Genomic DNA, 21,196 nt, shown 5'->3' with positions numbered 1-21,196 from the left:
TGGGGCAACGCTCACGACGACACCGCCCGCCCGCGCGACCTCTTAGGCTGGGCCGCATGACCGACGGCTTTCCGGGTGTGACGCTCTCCGAGCGGACCGCGGTGTGGGAGTCCGCGATGGACGCGGCGCTCGCCGAGGCCACGGAGGCGCTCGGCTCCGACGACGTCCCCGTGGGCGCGGTGGTGCTCGACGAGGCCGGGCGCACGATCGCCCTCGGGCACAACGAGCGCGAGGAGGGCGGCGACCCGACCGCGCACGCGGAGGTGCAGGCGCTGCGGGCCGCCGCGGCCGCGCGGGGCGAGTGGCGGCTGGAGGGCTGCACGCTCGTCGTCACGCTGGAGCCGTGCGTGATGTGCGCGGGCGCGCTCCTCCTGGCGCGGGTGTCGCGCCTGGTCCTGGGGGCGTGGGACCCCAAGGCCGGGGCCACGGGATCGGTGTGGGACCTGGTCCGCGACCGCCGCACCAACCACGAGATCGAGGTGATCGGCGGCATCCGCGAGGAGCGGTGCGGCGCCCTGCTCCGCGACTTCTTCGACGCCCGCCGCCACGGCTGACGCGTGAGCGTGGGCGGGTGGGCGGGCGCGCGGGCATGGGCGGGCGCATGATCGGCCCCTCCATGGTGATCCATGAGGTTGCTTACGAGGCATGAGGTTGCTTACGCCTCAGACCCGTGAGGCGCAAGCAACCTCGTGGATCACTCATGAACGGACCGACCATCGGGCCGCCCGGTTCCGCATGACGGAGCCGCGTGCCTGGGATGTCCGGGTCAGGCTGCCCGGTGGGATCGCCATGTCGTCGTGCGGGTCGCCAGGTCCGTGATGCCGCCGCGGTCGGAGGGCGAGTACGTGCCTACGCGGGTTCCGGGGTGCAGGCGGGGATCCCCCTCGTAGAGCTCGGCGAGTTCCTCGGCGGCGACGTCGTCTCCCGTGTCCGCGGCGATCAGGAGGTGGGCGAGCTCGTCGGCGAGGGCGTCGAACTCCTCGGGCGACACGTCGAGGCCGGGCATGCCCGCAGCGGCGGCGGCCCGCTTGCTCACGTCGGCCAGCGGGCCGACGCCGGAAAGGGTCCCGATGCTGGGACCCCACATGTCCCACAGCAGCAGTTCGTCCCGGTGCCGGTGGGCGACCTCCAGCAGTACGTAGTGCCGCACGAAGTCATGGCCGGAGAGCTCCGGTACACCACGTACCCCGAACTTCGCCGGGTCGGCGGCCCCGGCCTGGATCGCGAGCCAGACCTGCGCGGCGGTGACGAACGGCTGGTCGAGGTCCGACGCCAGGTCACGGGTGACGCTGAAGGGCATGTCGTACGGGTCGAAGTCCCACTCGTCGCCGGGAGCGAGCTCAGGGTCCCAGCGCACCCATCGGGCGCCGTCCCAGTGCTCGACGACGACGTGGTCCACGCCGAAGCCGGGTTCGAAGTATCCGGCGAAGCCGATCCTCGACCGGGCGGGCACACCATGTCCGCGCAGCACCCCGAGTGAGAACAGCGTGTGGTCGCGGCAGCAACCCGCGACCTGCTGCGCTGGCTCGCGCGGCGCGTCCAGCGGGCCCTCGGCGCGTTCGGTCGCGGCATCGAGCGTGGATGACAGCCAGCGGCGGTCGATGTCGTGCCACTGTTCCTGGGTGGGCCCGCCGGGCAGGCTCCCGTCCCGGTAGTGGACCACGGTGGCGCACGCCGCGGCATGCACGTCGGGCGGTTCGGGCGCGATGGCGGTCAGGAGGTCGGTGTGCGGCGCGGGGTCGCTGTACGGGCTGTGGGTCGCCCAGTCGCCGAGGCTTGGAGCAGGCACGTCGTCGTCCCTTCGAAGTTGCGGTGTGACGACGCTAGCAAAATTCTGATTTGACGCGCCAGTGACTTAATCGGGCGACTTCACCGATGAGCCTGCTAGGGCGAAGGGGTGTGACGTTCCGGGAGTCGTGCGGCAAGGGTGGGCAGTACCACGCTCGTCCCGCCGTCCACCTTCACCGTGGCGTACGCGTCGCCCCGCGTCGTGCCGCGATTGACGATGACCACTGGTTTGCCGTCCCGCGCCGCACGCTTCGCGAAGCGCAGACCGCTCATCACCGTCAGTGAGGATCCGGCGATGAGCAGCGCGTCGGCGTCGTCCACCATCGCGTACGCGGCCTCGACGCGGGCGTGCGGCACGTTCTCGCCGAAGTAGACGATCTCGGGCTTCAGCACGCCGCCGCACGAGTCGCAGGGTGCGGGCCGGAAGTGGGAGGTGGCGGAGATGACGGCATCCGCGTCGGGGGCGATCTCGATGTCTCCCACCGCGTCGACCGATTCCGTGAAGCCCGGGTTGAGCGCGTCGAGACGCTCGGCGAGACGGGCGCGGGACACGACCTGCGAGCAGGACAGGCAGATCACGCGGTCGTAGCGTCCGTGCAGGTCGATGACGCTGCGGGCGCCCGCCTCCTGGTGCAGGAGGTCGACGTTCTGTGTGATCGTCCCGGCCAGGAGGCCCCGCTCCTCGAGCCGTACGAGCGCGCGATGCCCCGCGTTCGGCGCGGTGCGGTGCATGTGCCGCCAGCCCACGTGATTGCGGGCCCAGTAGTGCCGGCGGAACGCCTCGTCGCCGATGAACTGCTGGTAGGTCATGGGATTGCGCGGTGGCGAGTCGGGCCCGCGGTAGTCGGGGATGCCGGAGTCCGTGGAGATCCCCGCGCCGGTCAGAGCCACGAACCGGGTCCCGGTGAGCACGCGGATGGCGTCGTCGACCGTGGTCAGGGAGACGACGACGGGCTCGGGCTGCCAGGTGGTGGGGCGCGAGACGGGCTGCACGTGACGAGCGTAAGCCGTCGGGCCTTGACGCAAGTTCTACATCGATGAAAACTAGCCCGTGGCGCCCGGCAGGTCGCCGAAACCTCAAGGAGGAGGTCTGTATGGAACCGACACGGGTTCTCACACGGAGAGCTCCGCGGGCGGCGACGACGCTGCTCGCCGCCATGACTCTCGCCCTCGCAACTGTGGTGGTCCCGGCGGCCGGTCCGGCGTCGGCCGCCACCATCGACACGGATACCTGGTACGTCCTGGTCAACCAGCACAGCGGCAAGGCGATGGAGATCGCGAACGGGTCGTCCACCGAGGGCGCGGAGGTCACCCAGTTCACGCGGAACGACACCTGTGCCCAGCAGTGGCGTTTCCTCGACTCCGGCGGCGGCTACTACCGCCTGCAGAACCGCTGCAGCGGCCTCGTGGCCGAGATCTACGAGCACTCGGTCGACAACGGCGCGACCGTCGTCCAGTGGTCCGACCTCGGCAACCCCAACCAGGAGTTCAGCGTCCAGGACGTGTCCGGCAACATCCAGCTCGTGAACCGCAACAGCGGCAAGGCGCTCGACCTGTGGGGGTGGTCCACCGACGACGGCGCCCGCATCTCGCAGTACGACGACACGAACGCCGCCAACCAGCAGTGGCGGCTCGTCGCGGTCGACACCGTCGCGGAGTACCCGGAGCCCGGCGCGATCTCGGGCGACACGTTCGCGCACGACCCGACGGTGATCAAGAAGACCGACGGCGAGTACCTGCTCGCCTTCACCGCGAACGGCGTCGGGCTCAAGACGTCGAGCGACCGCACCGCCTGGAATGACGTCGGCTCCGCGTTCCCCGGCGGCACCCCGTGGGCCGACGAGTACACCGGGGGCGGCCTCAACCTGTGGGCGCCGGAGCTCAAGTACGCGAACGGGCAGTACTACCTCTGGTACTCGGCGTCGACGTTCGAGTCGAACAAGTCGGCGATCTTCCTCGCGACCAGCCCGACCGGCGCGTCCGGGAGCTGGACGAACCAGGGCGTGGTGATCGAGTCCAGCACCGGCGACAACTTCAACGCCATCGACCCCGCCGTGACCGAGGACCAGAACGGGAACTGGTGGATGAGCTTCGGCTCCTTCTGGTCGGGGGTCAAGCTGATCCGGCTCGACTCGTCGACGGGCATGCGGTCCGGGTCGGAGTTCCACGGCATCGCGAGCCGCGGCGGCGATGCGATCGAGGCGCCGACCATCCACTTCCGGGACGGCTACTACTACCTGTTCGTGTCGTTCGACCGGTGCTGCCAGGGCGCCGCTTCCACGTACCGCGTGATGGTGGGACGGTCGACGTCGATCACCGGGCCGTACGTGGACCGCGCGGGGACGCCGATGATGGACGGCGGCGGGACGGAGACCCTCGCGAGCCACGGGTCGGTGAACGGGCCGGGGCATCAGACGGTGCTCGCGGACAGCGACTCGGACGTGCTCTTCTACCACTACTACCGGGACGACGGCAGGGCGACGCTCGGCATCAACCTGCTGCGGTACGACGACGGGTGGCCGAGCCTGGACTGAGCGCCCCCGACCTTGGTGCCCCGGGACCTCGGCCGTCGAGGCCACCTGGTCCAGCGGCGACCACGCCGTCTTGGCGGGGTGAGAGCGTACTCACCCCGCAAGACGGCGTGGTCGCCGTGGCGGTCAGGCGAACGGGAGCAGGTCGACGTCGAGCATCGAGTACAACAACATGTCCCGACGCTCCGCACCCACCTGTTGCCAGCTGCGAAGCAGGCCCTCCCGCTGGAAGCCCGCGCGCTCGGCCGTCTGCTGCGACGCCACGTTCCACGGCTCGACGCACAGCTGGAGGCGCGGGAGGTGGAGGTCGCCCACTGCCCAGTGGGCGACCGTCCGCAGGGATTCCGTCGCTGCTCCTTGGCCACGGGCTGACGGTGCGAGCCAGTAGCCGATCGATGCCCGGCCCTCGTCCAGGTCCCTCAGCCAGAGGCCGATCGTCCCGAGTGGGCGCTGGCTACCGGCGCGGGCAATGACGAACGGGTAGCCGCTGCCCGCGGACACGCGTTCCCACTGGCGCCGTACGAAGGCCTCGCCCGCCGCCCGCGAGTACGGCGACGGGACGGTGGAGACCAACGGGATGTAGTCGTCCCGCGACGCTTCCTCGACGAGAGACAGATCCGTGAGCTCCCAGGCGCGGAGCACGAACCTCTCGCCCACGTTCAGGCGCGGGACCTCCAACGGGGCGCTCATGATCACATCCTGCCGGGAGTGTCGCCGCGGGGCAGGTCGGCAGGTCGGAGGGCGGGCGGCGTGAAACGAAGACGTCACCCTCGCGCCTCGATCTCACGAAGCATGGTGGGCACGGCGAAGTCTTTGACGACCAGCAGGAAGTCATCGCAGGTCAGGTCCTCGTCTCCGCCGTCCGCCGAGAGCTGCCACCAGTGATCGGCGCGGTCGGCGACGGGGCCGACCCGCTCCTGGAAGCGAAACGGGTGGAGCGAGTAGACGTTGGGCGAAGGCTTGGTCCGGGGTGCGGGACGGTCCTCGTGCGCTCTTGCCCAGTCCGCCCGGCCCACCACGCTGAGGTTGGCCGTGAAGTGAACCGCGTTCCGGTCGCTCCACGTGGCGCGTTGAATGCCGAGCTGCGCCCAGCAGGTTCTGCTCGGCAGCGCGTAGCACCGGCCGGACCCCCGCATGCCCATTGCCCGCAGACCAGGCGCCAGGCGATCCCGGACGACGGTATGAAAGCGCTCCTGTGCCGATATCACGGGCCAACCGTAGCGAAGCTCCAAGGAGGCTCCCGGGGGCGGCCTTCTGTCGCCAACCCAGCCTTCACCATGCGTGCCCGCTGACCGCGCCCGTCCGGTGTCGTCGCCTTCACCATCGAGGAGGGCGCATCGCCACGCTGGACGCGTGCACGGATCCGGACCTGATCTGAGGGCTGGACCTCACGCTGCTCAACGTCTGGCAGGGTGGCGGCCATACCGTGGTCATCGCGCCCGCGTGACCGGGGTCTCCTGGATGATGCAGGCGGCCCGAGCGCGCGGCGGCCGTGGTGTCGAGGCCGCGGCAACACGATGAGAGAAACGAGCACCATGGCGAAGCCCATAGCCCACCCGTCCACGCCCCGCGCGGGCGCCGCCGTCCGCCAGGAGGTCACAGCATGACCTACCGTCCCACGGACGACCGCTACGACTCCATGCAGTACCGGCGCTCCGGACGCAGCGGGCTCCAGCTCCCCGCGATCTCGCTGGGCCTGTGGCAGAACTTCGGCCACAACCGCCCGCTGGAGACTCAGCGCGGGATCCTGCGCCGCGCCTTCGACCTCGGCGTGACCCACTTCGACCTGGCGAACAACTACGGTCCGCCCTACGGCGCCGCCGAGGAGAACTTCGGCCGCCACTTCGACGCCGACTTCCGGCCCTTCCGCGACGAACTGGTGATCTCCTCCAAAGCCGGCTACGACATGTGGCCGGGCCCCTACGGGAACTTCGGGTCGCGCAAGTACCTGGTCGCGTCCCTCGACCAGTCGCTGCGCCGCATGGGCCTGGACTACGTCGACGTCTTCTACCACCACCGCCCCGACCCGGACACGCCGCTCGAGGAGACGATGGCCGCGCTCGACCACATCGTGCGCTCGGGGCGTGCGCTGTACGTCGGGGTGTCGAACTACAACGCCGAGCAGGTGCGCCGCGCCGCCGCGATCCTCGCCGACCTGGGCACACCGCTGCTGATCAACCAGCCGTCGTACTCGATGTTCAATCGCTGGACCGAACGCGACGGCCTCCTGGACGCGCTGGAGGAGGTCGGTGCCGGCTGCATCGTCTTCAGCCCGCTGTCCCAGGGCCTGCTGACCGACCGGTACCTGAAGGGGATCCCCTCCGGCTCACGGGCGGACACGCACCAGTGGATGAAGGACAAGGTCGACGATGCCGCGCTCGCGCGCATCAAGGGCCTCAACGAGATCGCCGACGAGCGCGGCCAGTCCCTCGCCCAGATGGCGCTGGCCTGGGCGCTCCGCGACGCGCGCATGACCAGCGTCATCATCGGCGCCAGCAGCGTCGCGCAGTTGGAGGACAACCTCGGCGCGCTGGGCCGCCCGGACTTCGACGACGACGAGCTGGCCTCGATCGACGAGTACGCGGTGGGCTGAGACCGGCCCCCGCGGGAGATGACGGAGGCGAGGTGGCTCACTTCGTGGGTATGCCTCGCTTCTTGCCGGGCGGGGGTGCGGGGGCCGGGCCCTCGCAGGAGATGACGGAGGCGAGGTGGCCCACTTCGTGGGTATGCCTCGCTTCTCGCCGGGCGGGGGTGCGGGGGCCGGGCCCCCGCGGGAGATGACGGAGGCGAGGTGGCCCACTTCGTGGGTATGCCTCGCCTCTCGCCGGGCGGGGGTGCGGGGGCCGGGCCCCCGCGGGAGATGACGGAGGCGAGGTGGCCCACTTCGTGGGCACACCTCGCCTCTCGCCGACCGCGGTAGCGGTGGGCTATCGACGCTAGTCCGGACAGCTTTGCATGCAAAGCTACAGGGCTGTTCTGGCCTGCGGCGATGCCCCGGCCGACTAGGACTCGTTTGCATCGAGTGGGACAGGCTCAGGGCGAAATGACGGGACTACTTCGGGACGGCACCGGGACGGCCGAGTGCCGGCATCTTGGCGAGCACGTCGAGCAGAAGTCGAGTCTCGAACTCCTGGGGCGCGTCCATGCCGGGCGCATACTTCGCCATCGCGCCGTGCGCGAAGTCGAACCACTCGCCGAGGATGGCGACGTCGCTCGCGGCGAGCCGACCGTCTGCCGTTGCGGCCGACAGCAGGAACTCGAACTCCTGCCGCATGAGATCGGGCTTGGGGCGCTGAGGGTTCACCCAGTCGCCTGCCAGCACTGGCCGGAGGCGGAGGGCTGCCCTGTTCCAGTGCAGGAGTAGCGCTAGGTCGACGGTGAAGTCGGCAGGAAGGTCTTCCGGCCAGAGGTGGCGGAGTGCTGCGCGCTGGCCGGACCACGGTGTAGAGCCGACCTTGGGCAGGAGCTCCGGGTAGAGCCGCCCGGCGAGCGGCGCGAAGAACCCGAACTGCCAGAGCTGCGGGTACAGGGGACGCCAGTAGAGATCCGTGATCGTCGCGTCCGCGATGCCGTGGAGGATCGGATCGACGAGCAAGGTGACCAGGGCCGGCGTGCCGAAGTACTGAACGTCGGCGTCCACGATCGCGACGACATCGCCCGTCGCGCGTGCGAGTCCTTCCCGAAGTGCGGCACCCTTCCCGATCGGTGCCTGAACCACGGCGGCGCCGGCCTCGGCGGCTCGGGCCTCGGTCTCATCAGTGCATGCACTGGCGCTCACGATGACGTCACCAGTGACGCCCATGGCGTCGAGGCTTCCGAGTGCGTCCTTCACAACGGATGCGACGGTGTCCGCTTCGTTGTGCGCGGGGATCACCACGGTGACGGAAAGATCCTGGCGGTGCAGCGTCGGCTCGGCGCGGAGATCGAGGCCGAGGTGTGGGTCGATCGTCGGACGGTCGTGGTTGGTCATCGGCGGTGCCTCTCCAGTGGCGTCACGAACTCCATCGCTGTGCTGTCTGCGGGGTACTGGGAGTAGCTGGTGGCGACGATCCGCCCGTCGATGTCGCGCATGACGTCGCGACCTTCGAGCAATGGCTCGCCTGGAGCCATGCCCCACTGCTCAACCTCAACTGTGGTTGGTGGGCGGGCAGTGATCGTGTCGGTGACCTCTCCCACCTCGACGCCGACCGTGTGCAACTGATGCTGGATCGCACCCGGCCACGGTTCGTTGCTCTCGTCGAGCAGAGCGGGGTTCTTACGCGCCAGATCAAGCGGAATCCAGGACGCCGACCAGGCGAGCCTCCGACCGTCGGCGTTCACGGTCTCGTACTCGCGTCGGAGCAGCGGTGTGCCCTCGGCGAACTCGGGGTTCCGTCGATCGGCTGTGACCTCGGAGTAGGTCGCGTGGAGAGTCACCCCGTCGTTGTGCAGGCTCAAGCCCGTCGTGTCTTCCAGCGGCCCGTGATTGCGGCGCTCGTCTTCGGGCAGGTGAACACGGCGCTTCTCTTCGTGATGCTGGCGGTTGCTCCGAGTGACCCGAATGCGCGGCGCGCGCACGGTGGCCCGCTTGCCCTGTCCGCCTGAGATGAGGCCCTGACTCCTGAGGCTGGCGATTGCCTGCCGGGCGACTGCCTGACTCACCTTGTACGAGCGCTGAAGTTCAGCGAGCGACGGAACGTCGTCGCCGGGTGCGAGGACGCCGGTCTCGATCTGGATGCGCACGTCGTCAGCGATGCGGAGGTAGCCCGGCTCGGTGGCCGGCGTCCGCCGTGGGGGCATGTTTCCGTCACTACTCATACGGCCGATCGTACGGCCTTGTAGACAAAGTGCCGACTCGTTGCTACGTTGATCTCGTCCCGCCACTTTGTCGGCAAACCGACAAGATGGCATGTCGACAAAGGAGATCGTCATGTCCGTTGGCCCGAGTGGCGTGGAGCTGGCCGTGTGGTCGCTCGTCTACGCCCTGGTGTTCATGGGGTTGTTCTGGGCGGGGGTGCGCTCGTGGACGCGGTGATGGAGTTTGGCTCGCTGGAGCGTGAGGCGCGGTCGGTGGCTGCTGGTCTGGTTGCCGAGCAGCGCGCGGAACTGGGTTCGCTGTTGGGTCCGGAGTCGCCGTTTCAGGTGTTGCACCGGGCGAAGCTGGCCGCCGCGGAGCAGTGCGCGGCGCGCATGGGCGGGTCGGCTGGCCCGTTCGACGTTGAGACCGCGACGGTCTACGGGATCGCGTACCGGCTGTTGCTGGAGTCGTGCATCCGCATGAACGTGCGGATTGCGGCGCGGGTGCGTGCCGGTCGTGATGTGGGGGTGGCCGCATGATCGCCACCGATCCCGTCGAGCCCGTCGAGGTGGAGCCGGGCGACGTCGAGTCGTTCGAGCTGTCCGAGCCGTCTGCCGCGGAGCTGGCGGCGATCGAGGCCGAGGCGCCGGTGATCGCCGCGGAGGTGCGTGTGGTGGAGGCCGAGTGCCTGCTCGCCTCCCACCCTGGCCCGATCGCGGTGCGGCTGCACCGCCGCATGGTGCGCCGGCTGGACCAGGTCGCTCGCCTGGTGGCCGACGACGCCGCCCGTGCCGCTCGCGTCGAGGTGGCGCGGGTTCTTCCCGTTCGTTCGTCCCGTCCCGCTGCCGCGCCGTCGTGGCCGGCGGCTGCCTGAGGAGGCTGCCATGGATCAGATGACGTTCCAGGTGTCGATGTTCGTGCTCATGGTCTTGATCGTGATCGCGGGCTTCTGGCTGAAGAAGCTGAAGGTCACCACCGAGGCGGTCGTGTTCCTCCTGCTGGGCGTGTCCCTCCCGGTGGCACTGTCGGCCACGATCCAGGACGGGTTCGCCCAGTTCGTGGTGTACCTGTTCGAGGCGATCGTCTCGATGATCCAGGCGATTGCGGGGGCTGCCTGATGGGCCGCCGCAAGCCCCGCATCGGGGATCGTGTGCGTCTGACCGATGGCTCCGAGGGCACGGTCATCAAGGAGGCCGACGGCGGTGGCGGTACGTGCTGGCTGGTCCGGACTCCCGGTCTGGACAGCTGGGCGCTGCTCTCCGACATCGAGGCGTTCCTGTGATGGCCGCCCCGAAAACGGCCGAGAACCAGGGCGACTACTTCGATCAGACACCGTGCAAGTGCGGCGGCGCCTGGCACGCGGTCGGTGACCACTGCCAGGCATGGACCTGCCCCGGGTGTGACCGCGACATCGACTGCCCGATCTACGGCGACTTTGGGAGGACTGCCTGATGTCCAACAGCAACGAGAAGCGGCTGCCGGACGAGAACGAGCTGCACGCGATGGCCTCGGAGCTGATCGCGGAGGCCGAGGGCTACGTGGGTGGCGCCGCCCGCCGCGGTGGCGACCTGGCCCCGGCGTCGGACGAGGGCATGCCCGGCGCCGACGCCTCCGCCGCGGCCGATCTGCTCGCCGATGAGGCGAACGTGCTGGACGGTGAGATTCAGCGCCCGCACGCCGCCCTCGACGAGCCGGTCGAGACGCCGGCCAAGGCGCCGCGGGTGATCGAGCAGCGCGACCCGGACCGGCCGCGGCAGATCATCCCGGCGTGGCTGCGGTCCCGGTCGGAGCTGATCGATACGTGCCGCCACTACGCGGCCCGGGCCGGTCACACCGCCGGGTTCCACGCCGTGCGCCTGCCGGTGTACGCGCTGCGCCTGGCCGGACGCGCACCGGTGGGCGCGGGCCGCCTGATCGCCACCGCGTGGCGGTGGGCCGCCGACTCCGAGAACGTCGAGGTGCGCCGCGCCCTGATGGCCTCCGCTGCCTCTCCGGAGGCGTATCTGCGCATGGCGCGGGACCGGCGCGCTCAGGTTCGCGCCCGCGGCGCCGTCCTGGCCGCGGGTGCGGGCGCGATCAGCACGGGCGTGGTCGTGGTGGCCTCGACCGCCTCGGACCTGGTCCAGGCCGGGACCGCCGTCGTCGTGGTCACCGTCCTCGGCCTACTCGGGCGCAAGCGCGACGGGCGGATCGTGGACAACTCCGCGGTCTCGGCCAAGGTGCCCGCCCTGGACCAGGGCCTCATCCGTGAGGCCCTGTCCGTGCTTGGTATCCCCGCGCTGAACCAGGTCAAGACCGACCCCGCCGCCCTGCGGTTCGTCTCGCCCATCGTGCGCGACGGCGCCGGATACCGGGCGGACATCGACCTTCCCCCGGGTGCCACCGCCTCCCAGGTGATGGAGAAGCGGTCCCAGCTCGCCTCCGGGCTGCGCCGCCCAATCGGGTGCGTGTGGCCCGAGGGCGACCCCGACACCCACGAAGGCCGCCTGGTCCTGTACGTGGCCGACCGGTCGCTGTCGCAGTCCAAGCCCGCGCCGTGGCCGCTGGCCAAGACCGGGCGCGTGAACCTGTTCGAGCCCATCCCCGTGGGCGTGGACCAGCGCGGCCGGAAGGTCGAGACGACCCTGATCTACGCCGCGGGCATCGTGGGGTCGATCCCGCGCATGGGCAAGACGTTCATGTTGCGCCTGCTGCTGCTCGCCGCGGCACTCGACCCTCGCGCCGAGCTGCACGTGCACGACCTGCGCGGCGGCGCCGACCTCGCCCCCCTGGGCAAGGTCGCGCACTACTACCGGTCTGGGGACGACCCCGACGACATCAACGCGTTGCTTGCCGACGCGCGCGCGATGCGCAAGGAGATGATGCGCCGCTACAAGGTCATCCGCACCACCCTCAAGGGCGACCCCCGCTGCCCTGAGGGCAAGGTGACCGACGAACTCGCCTCCGACCGCGCGCTCGGGCTGCATCCGATCCTGGCCGCGTACGACGAGACCCAGGTTATGTACGAGCACCCCGAGGCCGGCAAGGAGCTGCGGGAGATCTTCGAGGACTTGGTCCGCCGCGGCCCCGCCGCCGGGATCATGGTCTGGCACGCCACCCAGCGCCCGGACGACAAGTCCATCCCCGTGGGCGTCTCCGCGAACGCCGTCCTGCGGTTCTGCCTCAAGGTCATGGGCTGGCGAGAGAACAACATGGTGCTCGGCGACGGCATGTACGCGGCCGGGTACTCCGCGACGACGTTCTCCCGCAAGGACCACGGCGTCGCGTACATGGTGGGCGAGGGCGACGACCCCGTCATCGTCCGCGGCGCCTACATCGACGCGCCCCTCGCCGAGACCATCGCCGACCGCGCCCGGGCCGCCCGGCTCAAGGCCGGAACCTTGTCGGGCATGGCCGCGGGCGACGAACCCGCTGACACCGACCAGTCCACCATCCTCGACCACCTGCTCGAGGTGTGGCCGGCCGACGATCCCGAGTGGCCCAACGGGAAGGTGTGGGCCGAGGAACTGGCCTCACGCCTCGCCACCTCCCGGCCTGCCCTCTACGAGGGCTGGTCCGGCGCCCAGGTCAACGCCGCCGTCAAGCCCCACGGCGTGCCGGGCAAGCAGGTCAAGCACGACGGCACCAACCGTCGCGGCCTGGTCCGCGACCACGTCGTCGCAGCCCTCACCAACGACGACGTCCCGCTCACCCTCGACGACACGGAGGACTGACCCCATGGACGAGTACGCCACGCACCTGGCCGTGCCCCGCACGCTGACCGTGTCCCTGCGGGACACGACCGTGCACCGCCTGACCTCGGTGCTGCGCCTGGCACGCGCCGAGGCACGCAAGGCCGGCGTTCCCGAGCAGGCCGGGTTCACCGTCGCGACCGACCTCACCGTCGCCTACGACTCGCGCCGGTACGACCACCACGTCACCTACACCTGGACCGACGAGATCGACCTGCACGAGGAGGTCTGAACCATGACTGCCACCACGTACCACGCGAAGGTGACCCGGACCCTGACCGTGCGCGCCACGGACGGCGCCGAAGACCTGGAGGCCGTCCACTTGCGGGCGGCGGTGCGAGAGGCCGACGAGTCCGGCGTTCCGGACCACGCCGCGGTGTCGTTCGACAGTGAGGACGACGGGTTCGTGCAGGTCGTGACCTTCACCTGGACCGAATACCTCGACGAGACCTCCAAGGAGGACTGACGATGCACACCTCTGACACGCACGTCCGGCCGGCGTCGTCGCGGCGTCTGGTCCTGACCATGGCCGTGACCGTGGCCCTGCTGTGCACGGGTGCCGCGTTCGAGGGCATGTTCGGGTTCGGCCGGGACATGCTCGGCTGGAACATCACGATCGCGATCGCGTTCGCCGGCATCTTCGAACTCGCACAGCTCACCGTCGCGCTCCTGGCCCGTGAGGCGATGCGGGACGGGCGCCCGGCCGGAACCCTGCTGACCATCACGTGGATGCTCGCCGCGGCATCCGGCGTGCTGGCCGCGTGGGAGGAACTGTCCTCCGGGCACGGCCTGGCAGCCGCCCTGTTCCGCATCCTCGCCCCCGTGCTCGCGGCAGGACTGTGGCACCTGGTCCTCATCGGCGACCGGCACCTTGCCACCGGCCGTTCCTGGGCACAGATGCGCGCCGCCGCGCGCATGCACGCCCTGTTCCTGACCGTTGAGGACGCCGCACGGGCGCATGAGACCGGCAAGGGCATCGCCCGGGCCGAGGCCCGACGCCGCCGCGCTCGCGCGGTCGCGCTCAAGACCGTGCCGCCCGAGCAGATGCGCGCCCACGTGGCCGACTGGCTCGACTCCCTGTCCGCCGTCGCCGACGCCACCACGGACGTTGCCCGCCTGCACGTGCAGACCAACCAGCGCGTGGCCGGCGCCACCTCGACCCCCGTACCGTCCGCGCTCGTGTTCGGGCCGGACTACACCGGCCGGACGGCGGACGCCATCACGGCCGAGGTCGCGGACATTCACGCGAACACCGCACCTGTCCGGTCCGGACAGGGTGACGGACAGGTGAGCGGACGTCCGGCCGGACGATCGGGCGGACAGTCGCCCCGCACCGGCGGGAGTGTCCGGCCCGCACGCCGCACCACGCCGCGCCAGACACAGCGTCCGGCCCGGCCCTCCCGCGCGGAGACTGCCGCGCGGATGGCCGTGGTGTCCGCGCTGGTGTCCGCACGTCCGGATGCCACCGGTCCGGACGTGGTGTCCGCCCTGGCCGACGCCGGACACGACGTCGCGGACGGTGTCGCGCGGCGCTACCTGCGCAACGTCCGCGCCGGACAGTCCGGCACGGCCACCACGACACACACCACCGACGACGTCGCGGCGACGCCGGACGCCGAGACGACGAACGCCGACATGGGTTCGACGACAAGCACGCCGACCGTGGTGCCGGTGCTCGCGGAGGTGAACTGACCATGACCCGCACCCCGACCGACCCGACCTCGCGCCAGGCCCGCGTGCTGGACGGGCTCACGCCCGACGAGGTCGCCGACCTGGTCCGTGATGCGCGCGCCCTGGTCGCCGGCGTCGAGAAGGGCATCACCCGCATCGGCGTCGTGTTCGCCCTCGCGGTCGCGGCGACCATCGCCGCCATGAAGGCGAACTGGCACATGATCGCCGAAGTCACCGCCCTGGTCGCGGTGGTCGCGTTCGCCGGCGTCCTGCTCGGCGTCGCGTTCCGCATCACCCTGGGCGACCCGCCCGAACCCCTCGACGACGCCAGCCGCCGCGGCGTCGAGGCAGCACCCGGCCGCCCCGCCGACCCCCGCCCGGCCGCCCCGAACGGTAGCGGGAAGCCCGCTACCGGTAGCGGCCCCGCTACCGCCCGAAACCGCATGATCCCGCGGAAGTAGCAGGGTAGCGGCCCCACCGCTGCCCCCCTCGGAACCCACCTCCAGCACGTTCTCGCGGGTCCGGCGCCCGCTACCGCTACCCGACCCGTCCCGCACCCCGGGCGCCGGACCCCTACCCCCGCCATGCCAAAACAGCCAGGGAGACACCTGCCATGAACACCGGTTTCAACGTCACCAGCCCTCACGGACCCGACCAGACCGACCCCCGCAAGATCGACTGGGCGCTGCGCATGGTGCGCGCCGTCGTCCCCTTCAAGCTCACCCCCGCGGGCCTGCCCCTGCACCCGCTGGCCGACCAGCTCCGGGACCTCAAGCCGGGCCGCGGCGGACTGTGGCACTGGGGCGAAGCCGTCGCGTCGGACGCGATCGTGACCGCCACCGACCGGCACGGCACCCGCCGCCTGCTCATGGTCGAACGCGCAGACGAGCACGGCTGGGCACTGCCCGGCGGCATGCTCGACCCCGGCGAAACCCCCGTCGCCGCCTGCGTGCGCGAACTGGCCGAGGAAACCGGCCTGCTCATCGACGCACCCGACCTGACCATGCTGCCCGGCCGCCTCGTGCCCGATCCCCGCCAGGGCCTCAACGCCTGGATCGCCACCGTCCCCGGCGTCATCCACCTGGACACCACCGCGACCACGACCGGGCTGCCCGCCGTGACCGGCCTGGACGACGCCGCAGACGCCGCATGGCTCCCCGCCCGCAACTACGCCGCCCTGCTCTACGGCCTCGCCGTCCGCGGAGGCGAACTCTTCCCCGCCCACCGCGACCTGCTGCGCGACGTCCTGAACTGACGCGCTCTTCTACGACCCAACCCCGCTGCTGCCCGCACAGGAGACCTCGATGAACGCCGAAGAGTTCAACCGCCGCTACCCGGTCGGCACGACCGTGCGGTTCTGGCCCGGCCTGCGAGTCGGCCCCGGCCAGGTGGCCGCCACCCGCACCCCGGCATGGACCCTGCCGTCCGGTCACGCCGTCGTCGCCGTCGACGGCTACCCCGGCGGCATCGCACTGACCCACGTCACCCCGGAGGAGACCTGCTGATGTTCAACCCCGAGGACTACCCCGCGGAGCGTGCCGCCAAGGCCGCCTACACCCGCGCGAACAGCTCGATCCCGTGGGAGCGGCGCTACTCCGGGCGCACCTACTGGCGCACCCTCGTCAAGCGGGCCATCGCCGCCGCGTTCGACCACACCGAGGTCGCCGAACTCCTCGACCTGCACCGCGACGTCGCGCGTTCCCGCGCCCCGATGGACGCCTGGCACTGCTACGGCTGCCTGACCGACCTGGGCGTGCACGACACCCCGCGATCGGTCGAACTCGCGTCCATCCGCCACCGCGCCGACGTACTGCGCGCGTGGCTCCTGACCGGCCTGCCCGAACGCCCCCGCCCCACCCGCACCCGCCGCACCACGACCAGCGAGGAGAACGACCGATGACGACACTCACGCCCCGGGAGAACACGCTGCTCGCCCACCTCGCCCTTTACCCGCGCACCCGTGGCCAGCCCGGCGGCGCGAAGGACTGCGCCGACCTGTGGTCCCTCGACGAGACCGGCAAGCCCGTGTGGACCTCCACCCGGTTCACGCTCCTGCACCGCCTGCGGGAGGCCGGCCTGATCGTCATCGGCGACCTGCCGAGCGGTTCCCGCCCGATCACGCTCACCGAGCGGGGCCGCACCGTCGCCGCCGTCCTCGACCAGCCCGGCCGTATCGCCGCCGCGCTCGACACGATCGACGTGATCGCCGGCGTGCTGGCGGAGCGGGACGAGAAGTTCATCGGCTTCATCGACCAGTTCGACCACAACGACGCCGACACGGCCGAACTCATCTACGAGATGAAGCGCTGGTTGAACTCGTTCCGCGGTATCCGCGCCATGGAGATCCGCAACGCGATCCTCGGCACCACCGACGTCTCCACGCTCGGGGAGGTGCGCTGATGCTGCGTCTGAACGACTGGTTCTGCGGCGCGGGCGGTGCCACCCAGGGTGCCCACGCCGTGCCCGGCATCACTCCCGTGCTCGCCGCTAACCACAACGAACTCGCCATCGCGACGCACTCGGCGAACTTCCCCGACGTCGAGCACTACCAGGGCGACATCCGCGATGTCGACGTCGCGGGGCACCCGTACGCCGAGATCTTCTGGGCCTCCCCGGAGTGCACGAACTGGTCCAAGGCCAAGGGCAAGGTCGTCGACTTCGACAAGCAGCCCGGCCTGTTCGGGGACGAGGAGATCGCCGAGGACGTGGCCCGCTCCCGTGCCCTCATGCAGGACGTGGTCCGCTACCTGCGCGGCATGCACCTGCGACAGCAGCCCGTCCTGGCGGGCGTGGTGGAGAACGTGGTCGACGTGCGCAAGTGGGAGCACTGGCACATCTGGCGGACCAGCATCGAGCAGCTCGGCTACCGCACCCGCCTCATCGCGCTGAACTCGATGCACGCCGCCGGACCCACCACCCCGCGCGCCCCGCAGTCCCGCGACCGCCTGTACCTGGCCTACTGGCACGAGTCGCTACGGCGTGACCCGGACTGGGACAAGTGGCTGCGCCCTGCCGCCTGGTGCCCGACCTGCGAGGAGACCGTGGCCGCGGTGCAGGTATGGAAGCGCCCCGGTGTCGACATGGGCAAGTACCGCCAGCAGTACACCTACCGCTGCCCCCGCGTCTCCTGCCGCGGCAGGGTCGTCGAGCCCGAGTTCGTGCCCGCGACCGCCGTCATCGACTGGACCCTTCCCGGCCAGCGCATCGGCGACCGGCCCCTGAAGGAGTTCTTCGACAAGAAGACGAAGAAGTCCCTCGGCTGGCACCACATGGCGCCCAAGACCCTGACCCGCATCGGCGCCGGCGCCCGCCGGCACGCGCGCCCCGTCGTCGTCGAGGCAGGCGGCCACCAGTACGACGCCGCCCCGACCGGGTCCGTCGTCGTCCCGCCGATGCTGGTCCCGGCAGGCGGCACCTGGAACGACACCGCGGCGCTGACCTCGGCGCCGCTACGCACCCGAACCACCCGCCAGGACGAGGGCATCCTCATGCCCCCGCTCCTGGTCCCGGTCGAGGGGCGTGAGGGCAAGACCGCGACCACCACGAGCGCGGCGATGCGCACCCAGACCGCCCGGAACGAGACCGGGCTGCTCATCCCGCCCATGATCGCCGAGCTGCGCGGCGGCGGGTCCACCGCCCGACCCACCCGCGAAGCCCTCGCGACCGTCACCGCCTCCGGCAACCACCACGGCCTCGTCATCCCGCCCCTGGTCATGCGGAACAACGGATCCAAGGGCTCCGGGGCCGAGATGTGCACCCCGGCAGGCGAGGAACTGCGGACCATCACGACCGCCGGTCACCAGTCCCTGCTCACCTGGGGCTACGCCTACGACTCCGGCCTCACCAACCTCGCCGAAGCACTCCCGACCCAGACCACCGTGCAGGGCGACGCGCTCCTGACCGCGGCCGAGTGGGACGCGCTCGTCGAGGACTGCCTGTTCCGGATGCTCGAACCCCACGAGATCCACGCCGGCATGGCCTTCGTCCCCGACTACATCGTGCTCGGGAACAAGCGCGACCAGGTCCGCCAGCTCGGCAACGCCGTCACCCCACCCGTCGCCGAAGTCCTCATCTCCGCCCTCGTCGAAACCATCACCGGCCAGCCCCTCCCGCACCCTGCCGACACCACCGCCGTGCCCGCAGTCGACCTCGCCGCCTGACCCGAACGGAGACCTCCGTATGCGTATCGCCGAACCCCTCCCGCTGCTGGTCCGCCGTCGCCGCGGCTACCTGATCCCGACTCCGTCGTTCGACTCCCGGCCGCTCGACGAGACCGAGAAGGACCAGGCCGTGTGCCTGTCCGACCCGGACCTGTGGTTCTCCGACCACCCCGGCGAGCAGGCCGAAGCCAAACGACGGTGCCACACGTGCCCGCTCATCGACCGGTGCCTCGCGATCGCCCTCGACCACCACCGCCCGACGGTCCAGGGCATCTGGGCGGGCACCACGGAGAAGGACCGCGCGGCGATCCGTCCGGCCTGGCGCCGCGCCCGCGAGGCCGCCGCCAAGGCCAAGGCCGACGCCGCTCGGGAGCGCGAGACCGACACGACGACGTCCGGCGCCGCGGCGTCGGGCGACCAGGCCGCGGCCTGAGACGCGCGCCACGACGAGGAAGGGGGACCTGATGACCACTGACACGCTCACCCCGCGGCCCGGCGGGGCGCCGGCCGGGGGAGCGCGGTCCGCGTACGAGCGGCTGCTCGACGCGCTGCGCGCCCACGGCTCAACCGTGACCGAGAAGGGCGACCGCCAAGCGATCGCAAACTGCGCCGGCCCGGCGCACGCTCACGGTGACCGCAACCCGTCCCTGTCTCTGCGCGCCGGGGAGGGGCAGGCGTTGGTGTACTGCCACGCCGGGGACGACGTTGCCGACATCCTCGCCGCCCTGGATCTAGGCATGGCTGACCTGTACGACGACGAGAGAGGCCGCCGGTACACCTACCGCGACCGGTACGGCGCCCCGCTGCTGCACGTGACCCGCACCCCGGACAAGAAGTTCCGCCAGACCGCCGCCGCGGCGGGCGTCCGGCCTCGGGACCTGCCCTGGACGCTGTACCAGCTTCCCGAGGTGACCGCCGCGGCCTCGGCGGGCCGGTGGATCGTGCTGTGTGAGGGAGAGAAGGACGCCGACCAGGTCACCGCCCTGTGCGGCCCGGACGTGGTCGGCACCACCGGCCGCGGCGGTGCGACCAACATCGCCAAGACCGACCTGACCCCCTTGCACGGCGCCCGCGTCATCGCCGTCCCGGACCGGGACGTGGCCGGGGACGTGTGGGCCGCCCAGGTCCACGACCAGCTCGCCGACGCGGCGGGCGAGCTGGTGTTCATGCGCGCTCGCACGGGCAAGGACATCTCCGACCATCTCGCCGCCGGGCACGACCTCGCCGCCCTGGACGCCTACGACCCGGCGCCGGCCGACCAGCTCGACGCCGAGGCCGTGTTCTGGGAAGCGCGCCCGGAGCTGGCCACGATCCGCCACTATGCCCGCGCGGCGATGGCCTCACCGTGGGCCGTGCTCGGCTGCGTGCTCGCGCGCGTGGCCCTGTCCACCCCGCCCACCGTCGTCATTCCGCCGCTCGGCAACGACCGCGCCGCGGTTGCGTCGCTCAACTTCTTCGTCGGGCTGGTCGGCCCGTCCGGCGTGGGCAAGGGGGTCGCGACCGCCGCGGCGCGCACGTTCCTGGACGTGCCGCCCGGTGGCGGGCGCGCGATCGAGGAACGCCCCCTCGGCTCCGGTGAGGGCATCTCGCACATGTTCGTCGAGACCGACGAGAACGGCGACACCATGCCCGCCGCCTACTCCGTCTGGTTCGACGTGCCCGAGGTGGACACCCTCACCGCGCTCGTGCAGCGCAAGTCCTCCACCACCGCATCCGAGGTCCGCAAGATGTTCTCCGGTGAAGGTCTGGGCTTCCAGAACGCCGACGTCGCCCGCCGCAAGATCACCCCCGCCCACTCCTACCGCGCCACTCTCGTCGCCGGCGTCCAGCCCGAAAAGGCTGGCCCTCTGCTCGACGATGCCGCCGGCGGAACCCCGCAACGGTTCATCTGGCTCCCGGCAACCGACCCCGGCGCGCCGGACGTCACCCCCGAGGCGCCCGAGCCGATCCGGTGGACCTGCCCGGCCTCCCCGCTCACGCTCGACCGCACCATGCTCAAGGTCGCCCGCTCGATCAAGGAGCAGTTGCAGGCCGAACGGCGCGCCCGCCTGCGCGAAGAGATCACCGACAACAACGGACAACAGTCCATCGTGAGGCTCAAGGTCGCGGCCCTGCTTGCGCTCCTGAACGGGCGCCTGGACGTCACCGAAAGTGACTGGCACCTGGCCGACCACATCATGACCGTCTCCGACCAGACCAAGCAGCGCATGCGCGACACGATCGCCGCCGACGCCGCCCGCACCGCTCAGCAGCGCGCCGAGGCCCGCGCCGCGTTCGACGAACACCAGGACACCGCCGCCGTCGCACGCACCGCCCGCAAGATCCTCCCCAAACTCACCACCGAACCCACCTCGGCGAGCAACGTACGGGCATCACTGGGCAAGAACCTGCGCGAGTACTTCGACGCCGCGATCGACGACCTGATCCGCCGCGGCCTCGCGATCCGTCTGGAGGACGAGTACCAAGGTCGCCCCCGCACCATGCTCCGACGTCCCGACTAGGGCTCAGCCCTGGCAAATGCCAGGGCTGCCAGGGCTG

Annotated in this window: 26 protein-coding genes; 20 read left to right on the top strand and 6 right to left on the bottom strand. The window is 70.9% G+C overall.

From position 1 onward, the window contains the following. The first annotated feature begins 56 nt into the window (after positions 1-56). Positions 57-554, top strand: a complete 498-nt coding sequence (locus ACYVK5_RS24540) for a nucleoside deaminase (protein ID WP_460708640.1) — start codon at positions 57-59, stop codon at positions 552-554. A 212-nt stretch (positions 555-766) separates the two neighbouring features. On the opposite strand, the gene ACYVK5_RS24535 is transcribed toward ACYVK5_RS24540, so the two are convergent. Together ACYVK5_RS24535 and ACYVK5_RS24530 are read right to left on the bottom strand one after the other, a co-directional pair. Continuing rightward, positions 767-1,789, bottom strand: a complete 1,023-nt coding sequence (locus ACYVK5_RS24535; RefSeq protein ID WP_460708638.1) for a transglutaminase domain-containing protein — start codon at positions 1,787-1,789, stop codon at positions 767-769. A gap of 95 nt (positions 1,790-1,884) precedes the next feature. Further along, positions 1,885-2,727 (bottom strand): Sir2 family NAD-dependent protein deacetylase, encoded by an 843-nt coding sequence (locus tag ACYVK5_RS24530; protein WP_460708708.1) that lies wholly within the window; start codon positions 2,725-2,727, stop codon positions 1,885-1,887. 155 nt (positions 2,728-2,882) lie between these two features. On the opposite strand from ACYVK5_RS24530, the gene ACYVK5_RS24525 reads away from it, so the two are divergent. Next, positions 2,883-4,322 carry a family 43 glycosylhydrolase gene (locus tag ACYVK5_RS24525; RefSeq protein ID WP_460708636.1) on the top strand — a complete coding sequence of 480 codons (1,440 nt, stop codon included), beginning with the start codon at positions 2,883-2,885 and terminating at the stop codon, positions 4,320-4,322. A gap of 123 nt (positions 4,323-4,445) precedes the next feature. Here ACYVK5_RS24525 and ACYVK5_RS24520 read toward each other — a convergent pair whose 3' ends face one another. Together ACYVK5_RS24520 and ACYVK5_RS24515 are read right to left on the bottom strand one after the other, a co-directional pair. Further along, positions 4,446-5,009 carry a GNAT family N-acetyltransferase gene (locus ACYVK5_RS24520; protein ID WP_460708634.1) on the bottom strand — a complete coding sequence of 188 codons (564 nt, stop codon included), beginning with the start codon at positions 5,007-5,009 and terminating at the stop codon, positions 4,446-4,448. A gap of 74 nt (positions 5,010-5,083) precedes the next feature. Then, positions 5,084-5,527, bottom strand: a complete 444-nt coding sequence (locus ACYVK5_RS24515; RefSeq protein ID WP_460708632.1) for a DUF4304 domain-containing protein — start codon at positions 5,525-5,527, stop codon at positions 5,084-5,086. A 395-nt stretch (positions 5,528-5,922) separates the two neighbouring features. Here ACYVK5_RS24515 and mgrA point away from each other — a divergent pair, with 395 nt between their 5' ends. Further along, positions 5,923-6,912 (top strand): L-glyceraldehyde 3-phosphate reductase, encoded by a 990-nt coding sequence (mgrA, locus tag ACYVK5_RS24510; RefSeq protein WP_460708630.1) that lies wholly within the window; start codon positions 5,923-5,925, stop codon positions 6,910-6,912. A gap of 459 nt (positions 6,913-7,371) precedes the next feature. Here the strand turns inward: mgrA and ACYVK5_RS24505 are convergent, their stop codons facing one another. After that, entirely contained in the window at positions 7,372-8,289 is a 918-nt protein-coding gene (locus ACYVK5_RS24505; protein WP_460708628.1) for a glycosyltransferase, read from the bottom strand. After that, on the bottom strand, positions 8,286-9,116 hold the full coding sequence (locus ACYVK5_RS24500; RefSeq protein ID WP_460708626.1) for a GntR family transcriptional regulator: 831 nt from the start codon (positions 9,114-9,116) through the stop codon (positions 8,286-8,288). The genes ACYVK5_RS24505 and ACYVK5_RS24500 overlap by 4 nt, the downstream gene beginning before the upstream one ends. 204 nt (positions 9,117-9,320) lie before the next feature. Here ACYVK5_RS24500 and ACYVK5_RS24495 point away from each other — a divergent pair, with 204 nt between their 5' ends. The 17 genes from ACYVK5_RS24495 (at position 9,321) to ACYVK5_RS24415 (ending at position 21,159) form a co-directional block, all read left to right on the top strand. Next, positions 9,321-9,635 carry a hypothetical protein gene (locus tag ACYVK5_RS24495; protein ID WP_460708624.1) on the top strand — a complete coding sequence of 105 codons (315 nt, stop codon included), beginning with the start codon at positions 9,321-9,323 and terminating at the stop codon, positions 9,633-9,635. Next, positions 9,632-9,970 (top strand): DUF6284 family protein, encoded by a 339-nt coding sequence (locus ACYVK5_RS24490; RefSeq protein ID WP_460708622.1) that lies wholly within the window; start codon positions 9,632-9,634, stop codon positions 9,968-9,970. The genes ACYVK5_RS24495 and ACYVK5_RS24490 overlap by 4 nt, the downstream gene beginning before the upstream one ends. A gap of 10 nt (positions 9,971-9,980) precedes the next feature. Then, positions 9,981-10,214: a hypothetical protein gene (locus tag ACYVK5_RS24485; RefSeq protein WP_460708620.1), complete on the top strand. Its 234-nt coding sequence runs from the start codon at positions 9,981-9,983 to the stop codon at positions 10,212-10,214. A 32-nt stretch (positions 10,215-10,246) separates the two neighbouring features. After that, on the top strand, positions 10,247-10,378 hold the full coding sequence (locus ACYVK5_RS24480) for a hypothetical protein (RefSeq protein WP_460708618.1): 132 nt from the start codon (positions 10,247-10,249) through the stop codon (positions 10,376-10,378). Continuing rightward, entirely contained in the window at positions 10,378-10,548 is a 171-nt protein-coding gene (locus ACYVK5_RS24475) for a hypothetical protein (protein WP_460708616.1), read from the top strand. Before ACYVK5_RS24480 ends, ACYVK5_RS24475 begins: the two co-directional genes overlap by 1 nt. Continuing rightward, positions 10,548-12,809: a hypothetical protein gene (locus ACYVK5_RS24470; RefSeq protein WP_460708614.1), complete on the top strand. Its 2,262-nt coding sequence runs from the start codon at positions 10,548-10,550 to the stop codon at positions 12,807-12,809. Before ACYVK5_RS24475 ends, ACYVK5_RS24470 begins: the two co-directional genes overlap by 1 nt. Before the next feature lie 4 nt (positions 12,810-12,813). Beyond that, positions 12,814-13,059 carry a hypothetical protein gene (locus ACYVK5_RS24465; RefSeq protein ID WP_460708612.1) on the top strand — a complete coding sequence of 82 codons (246 nt, stop codon included), beginning with the start codon at positions 12,814-12,816 and terminating at the stop codon, positions 13,057-13,059. A 3-nt stretch (positions 13,060-13,062) separates the two neighbouring features. Beyond that, positions 13,063-13,293 (top strand): hypothetical protein, encoded by a 231-nt coding sequence (locus tag ACYVK5_RS24460; protein ID WP_460708610.1) that lies wholly within the window; start codon positions 13,063-13,065, stop codon positions 13,291-13,293. A 2-nt stretch (positions 13,294-13,295) separates the two neighbouring features. Then, positions 13,296-14,519, top strand: coding sequence for a hypothetical protein (locus ACYVK5_RS24455; protein WP_460708608.1), 1,224 nt, complete (start codon positions 13,296-13,298; stop codon positions 14,517-14,519). 2 nt (positions 14,520-14,521) lie between these two features. Further along, the gene (locus ACYVK5_RS24450; RefSeq protein ID WP_460708606.1) at positions 14,522-14,959 is read left to right on the top strand and encodes a hypothetical protein; all 438 of its coding nucleotides are present in this window, start codon (positions 14,522-14,524) and stop codon (positions 14,957-14,959) included. 152 nt (positions 14,960-15,111) lie between these two features. Next, complete coding sequence (locus tag ACYVK5_RS24445; RefSeq protein ID WP_460708604.1) at positions 15,112-15,753, top strand: NUDIX domain-containing protein; 642 nt, start codon at positions 15,112-15,114, stop codon at positions 15,751-15,753. Positions 15,754-15,802: 49 nt separating this feature from the next. Next, on the top strand, positions 15,803-16,003 hold the full coding sequence (locus tag ACYVK5_RS24440) for a hypothetical protein (protein ID WP_460708602.1): 201 nt from the start codon (positions 15,803-15,805) through the stop codon (positions 16,001-16,003). Continuing rightward, the gene (locus ACYVK5_RS24435; RefSeq protein WP_460708600.1) at positions 16,003-16,398 is read left to right on the top strand and encodes a hypothetical protein; all 396 of its coding nucleotides are present in this window, start codon (positions 16,003-16,005) and stop codon (positions 16,396-16,398) included. The genes ACYVK5_RS24440 and ACYVK5_RS24435 overlap by 1 nt, the downstream gene beginning before the upstream one ends. Next, positions 16,395-16,898 (top strand): hypothetical protein, encoded by a 504-nt coding sequence (locus ACYVK5_RS24430; RefSeq protein WP_460708598.1) that lies wholly within the window; start codon positions 16,395-16,397, stop codon positions 16,896-16,898. The genes ACYVK5_RS24435 and ACYVK5_RS24430 overlap by 4 nt, the downstream gene beginning before the upstream one ends. Then, on the top strand, positions 16,898-18,658 hold the full coding sequence (locus ACYVK5_RS24425) for a DNA cytosine methyltransferase (RefSeq protein ID WP_460708596.1): 1,761 nt from the start codon (positions 16,898-16,900) through the stop codon (positions 18,656-18,658). The genes ACYVK5_RS24430 and ACYVK5_RS24425 overlap by 1 nt, the downstream gene beginning before the upstream one ends. A 19-nt stretch (positions 18,659-18,677) precedes the next feature. Next, the gene (locus tag ACYVK5_RS24420) at positions 18,678-19,091 is read left to right on the top strand and encodes a WhiB family transcriptional regulator (RefSeq protein ID WP_460708594.1); all 414 of its coding nucleotides are present in this window, start codon (positions 18,678-18,680) and stop codon (positions 19,089-19,091) included. A 31-nt stretch (positions 19,092-19,122) separates the two neighbouring features. Further along, entirely contained in the window at positions 19,123-21,159 is a 2,037-nt protein-coding gene (locus tag ACYVK5_RS24415; protein WP_460708593.1) for a hypothetical protein, read from the top strand. Positions 21,160-21,196: the final 37 nt, after the last annotated feature.

The sequence above is a fragment of the Myceligenerans halotolerans genome, assembly GCF_054782975.1.
Note: the sequence above shows the minus strand (reverse complement) of the source record. Positions and strands in the feature narration are given on the sequence as shown.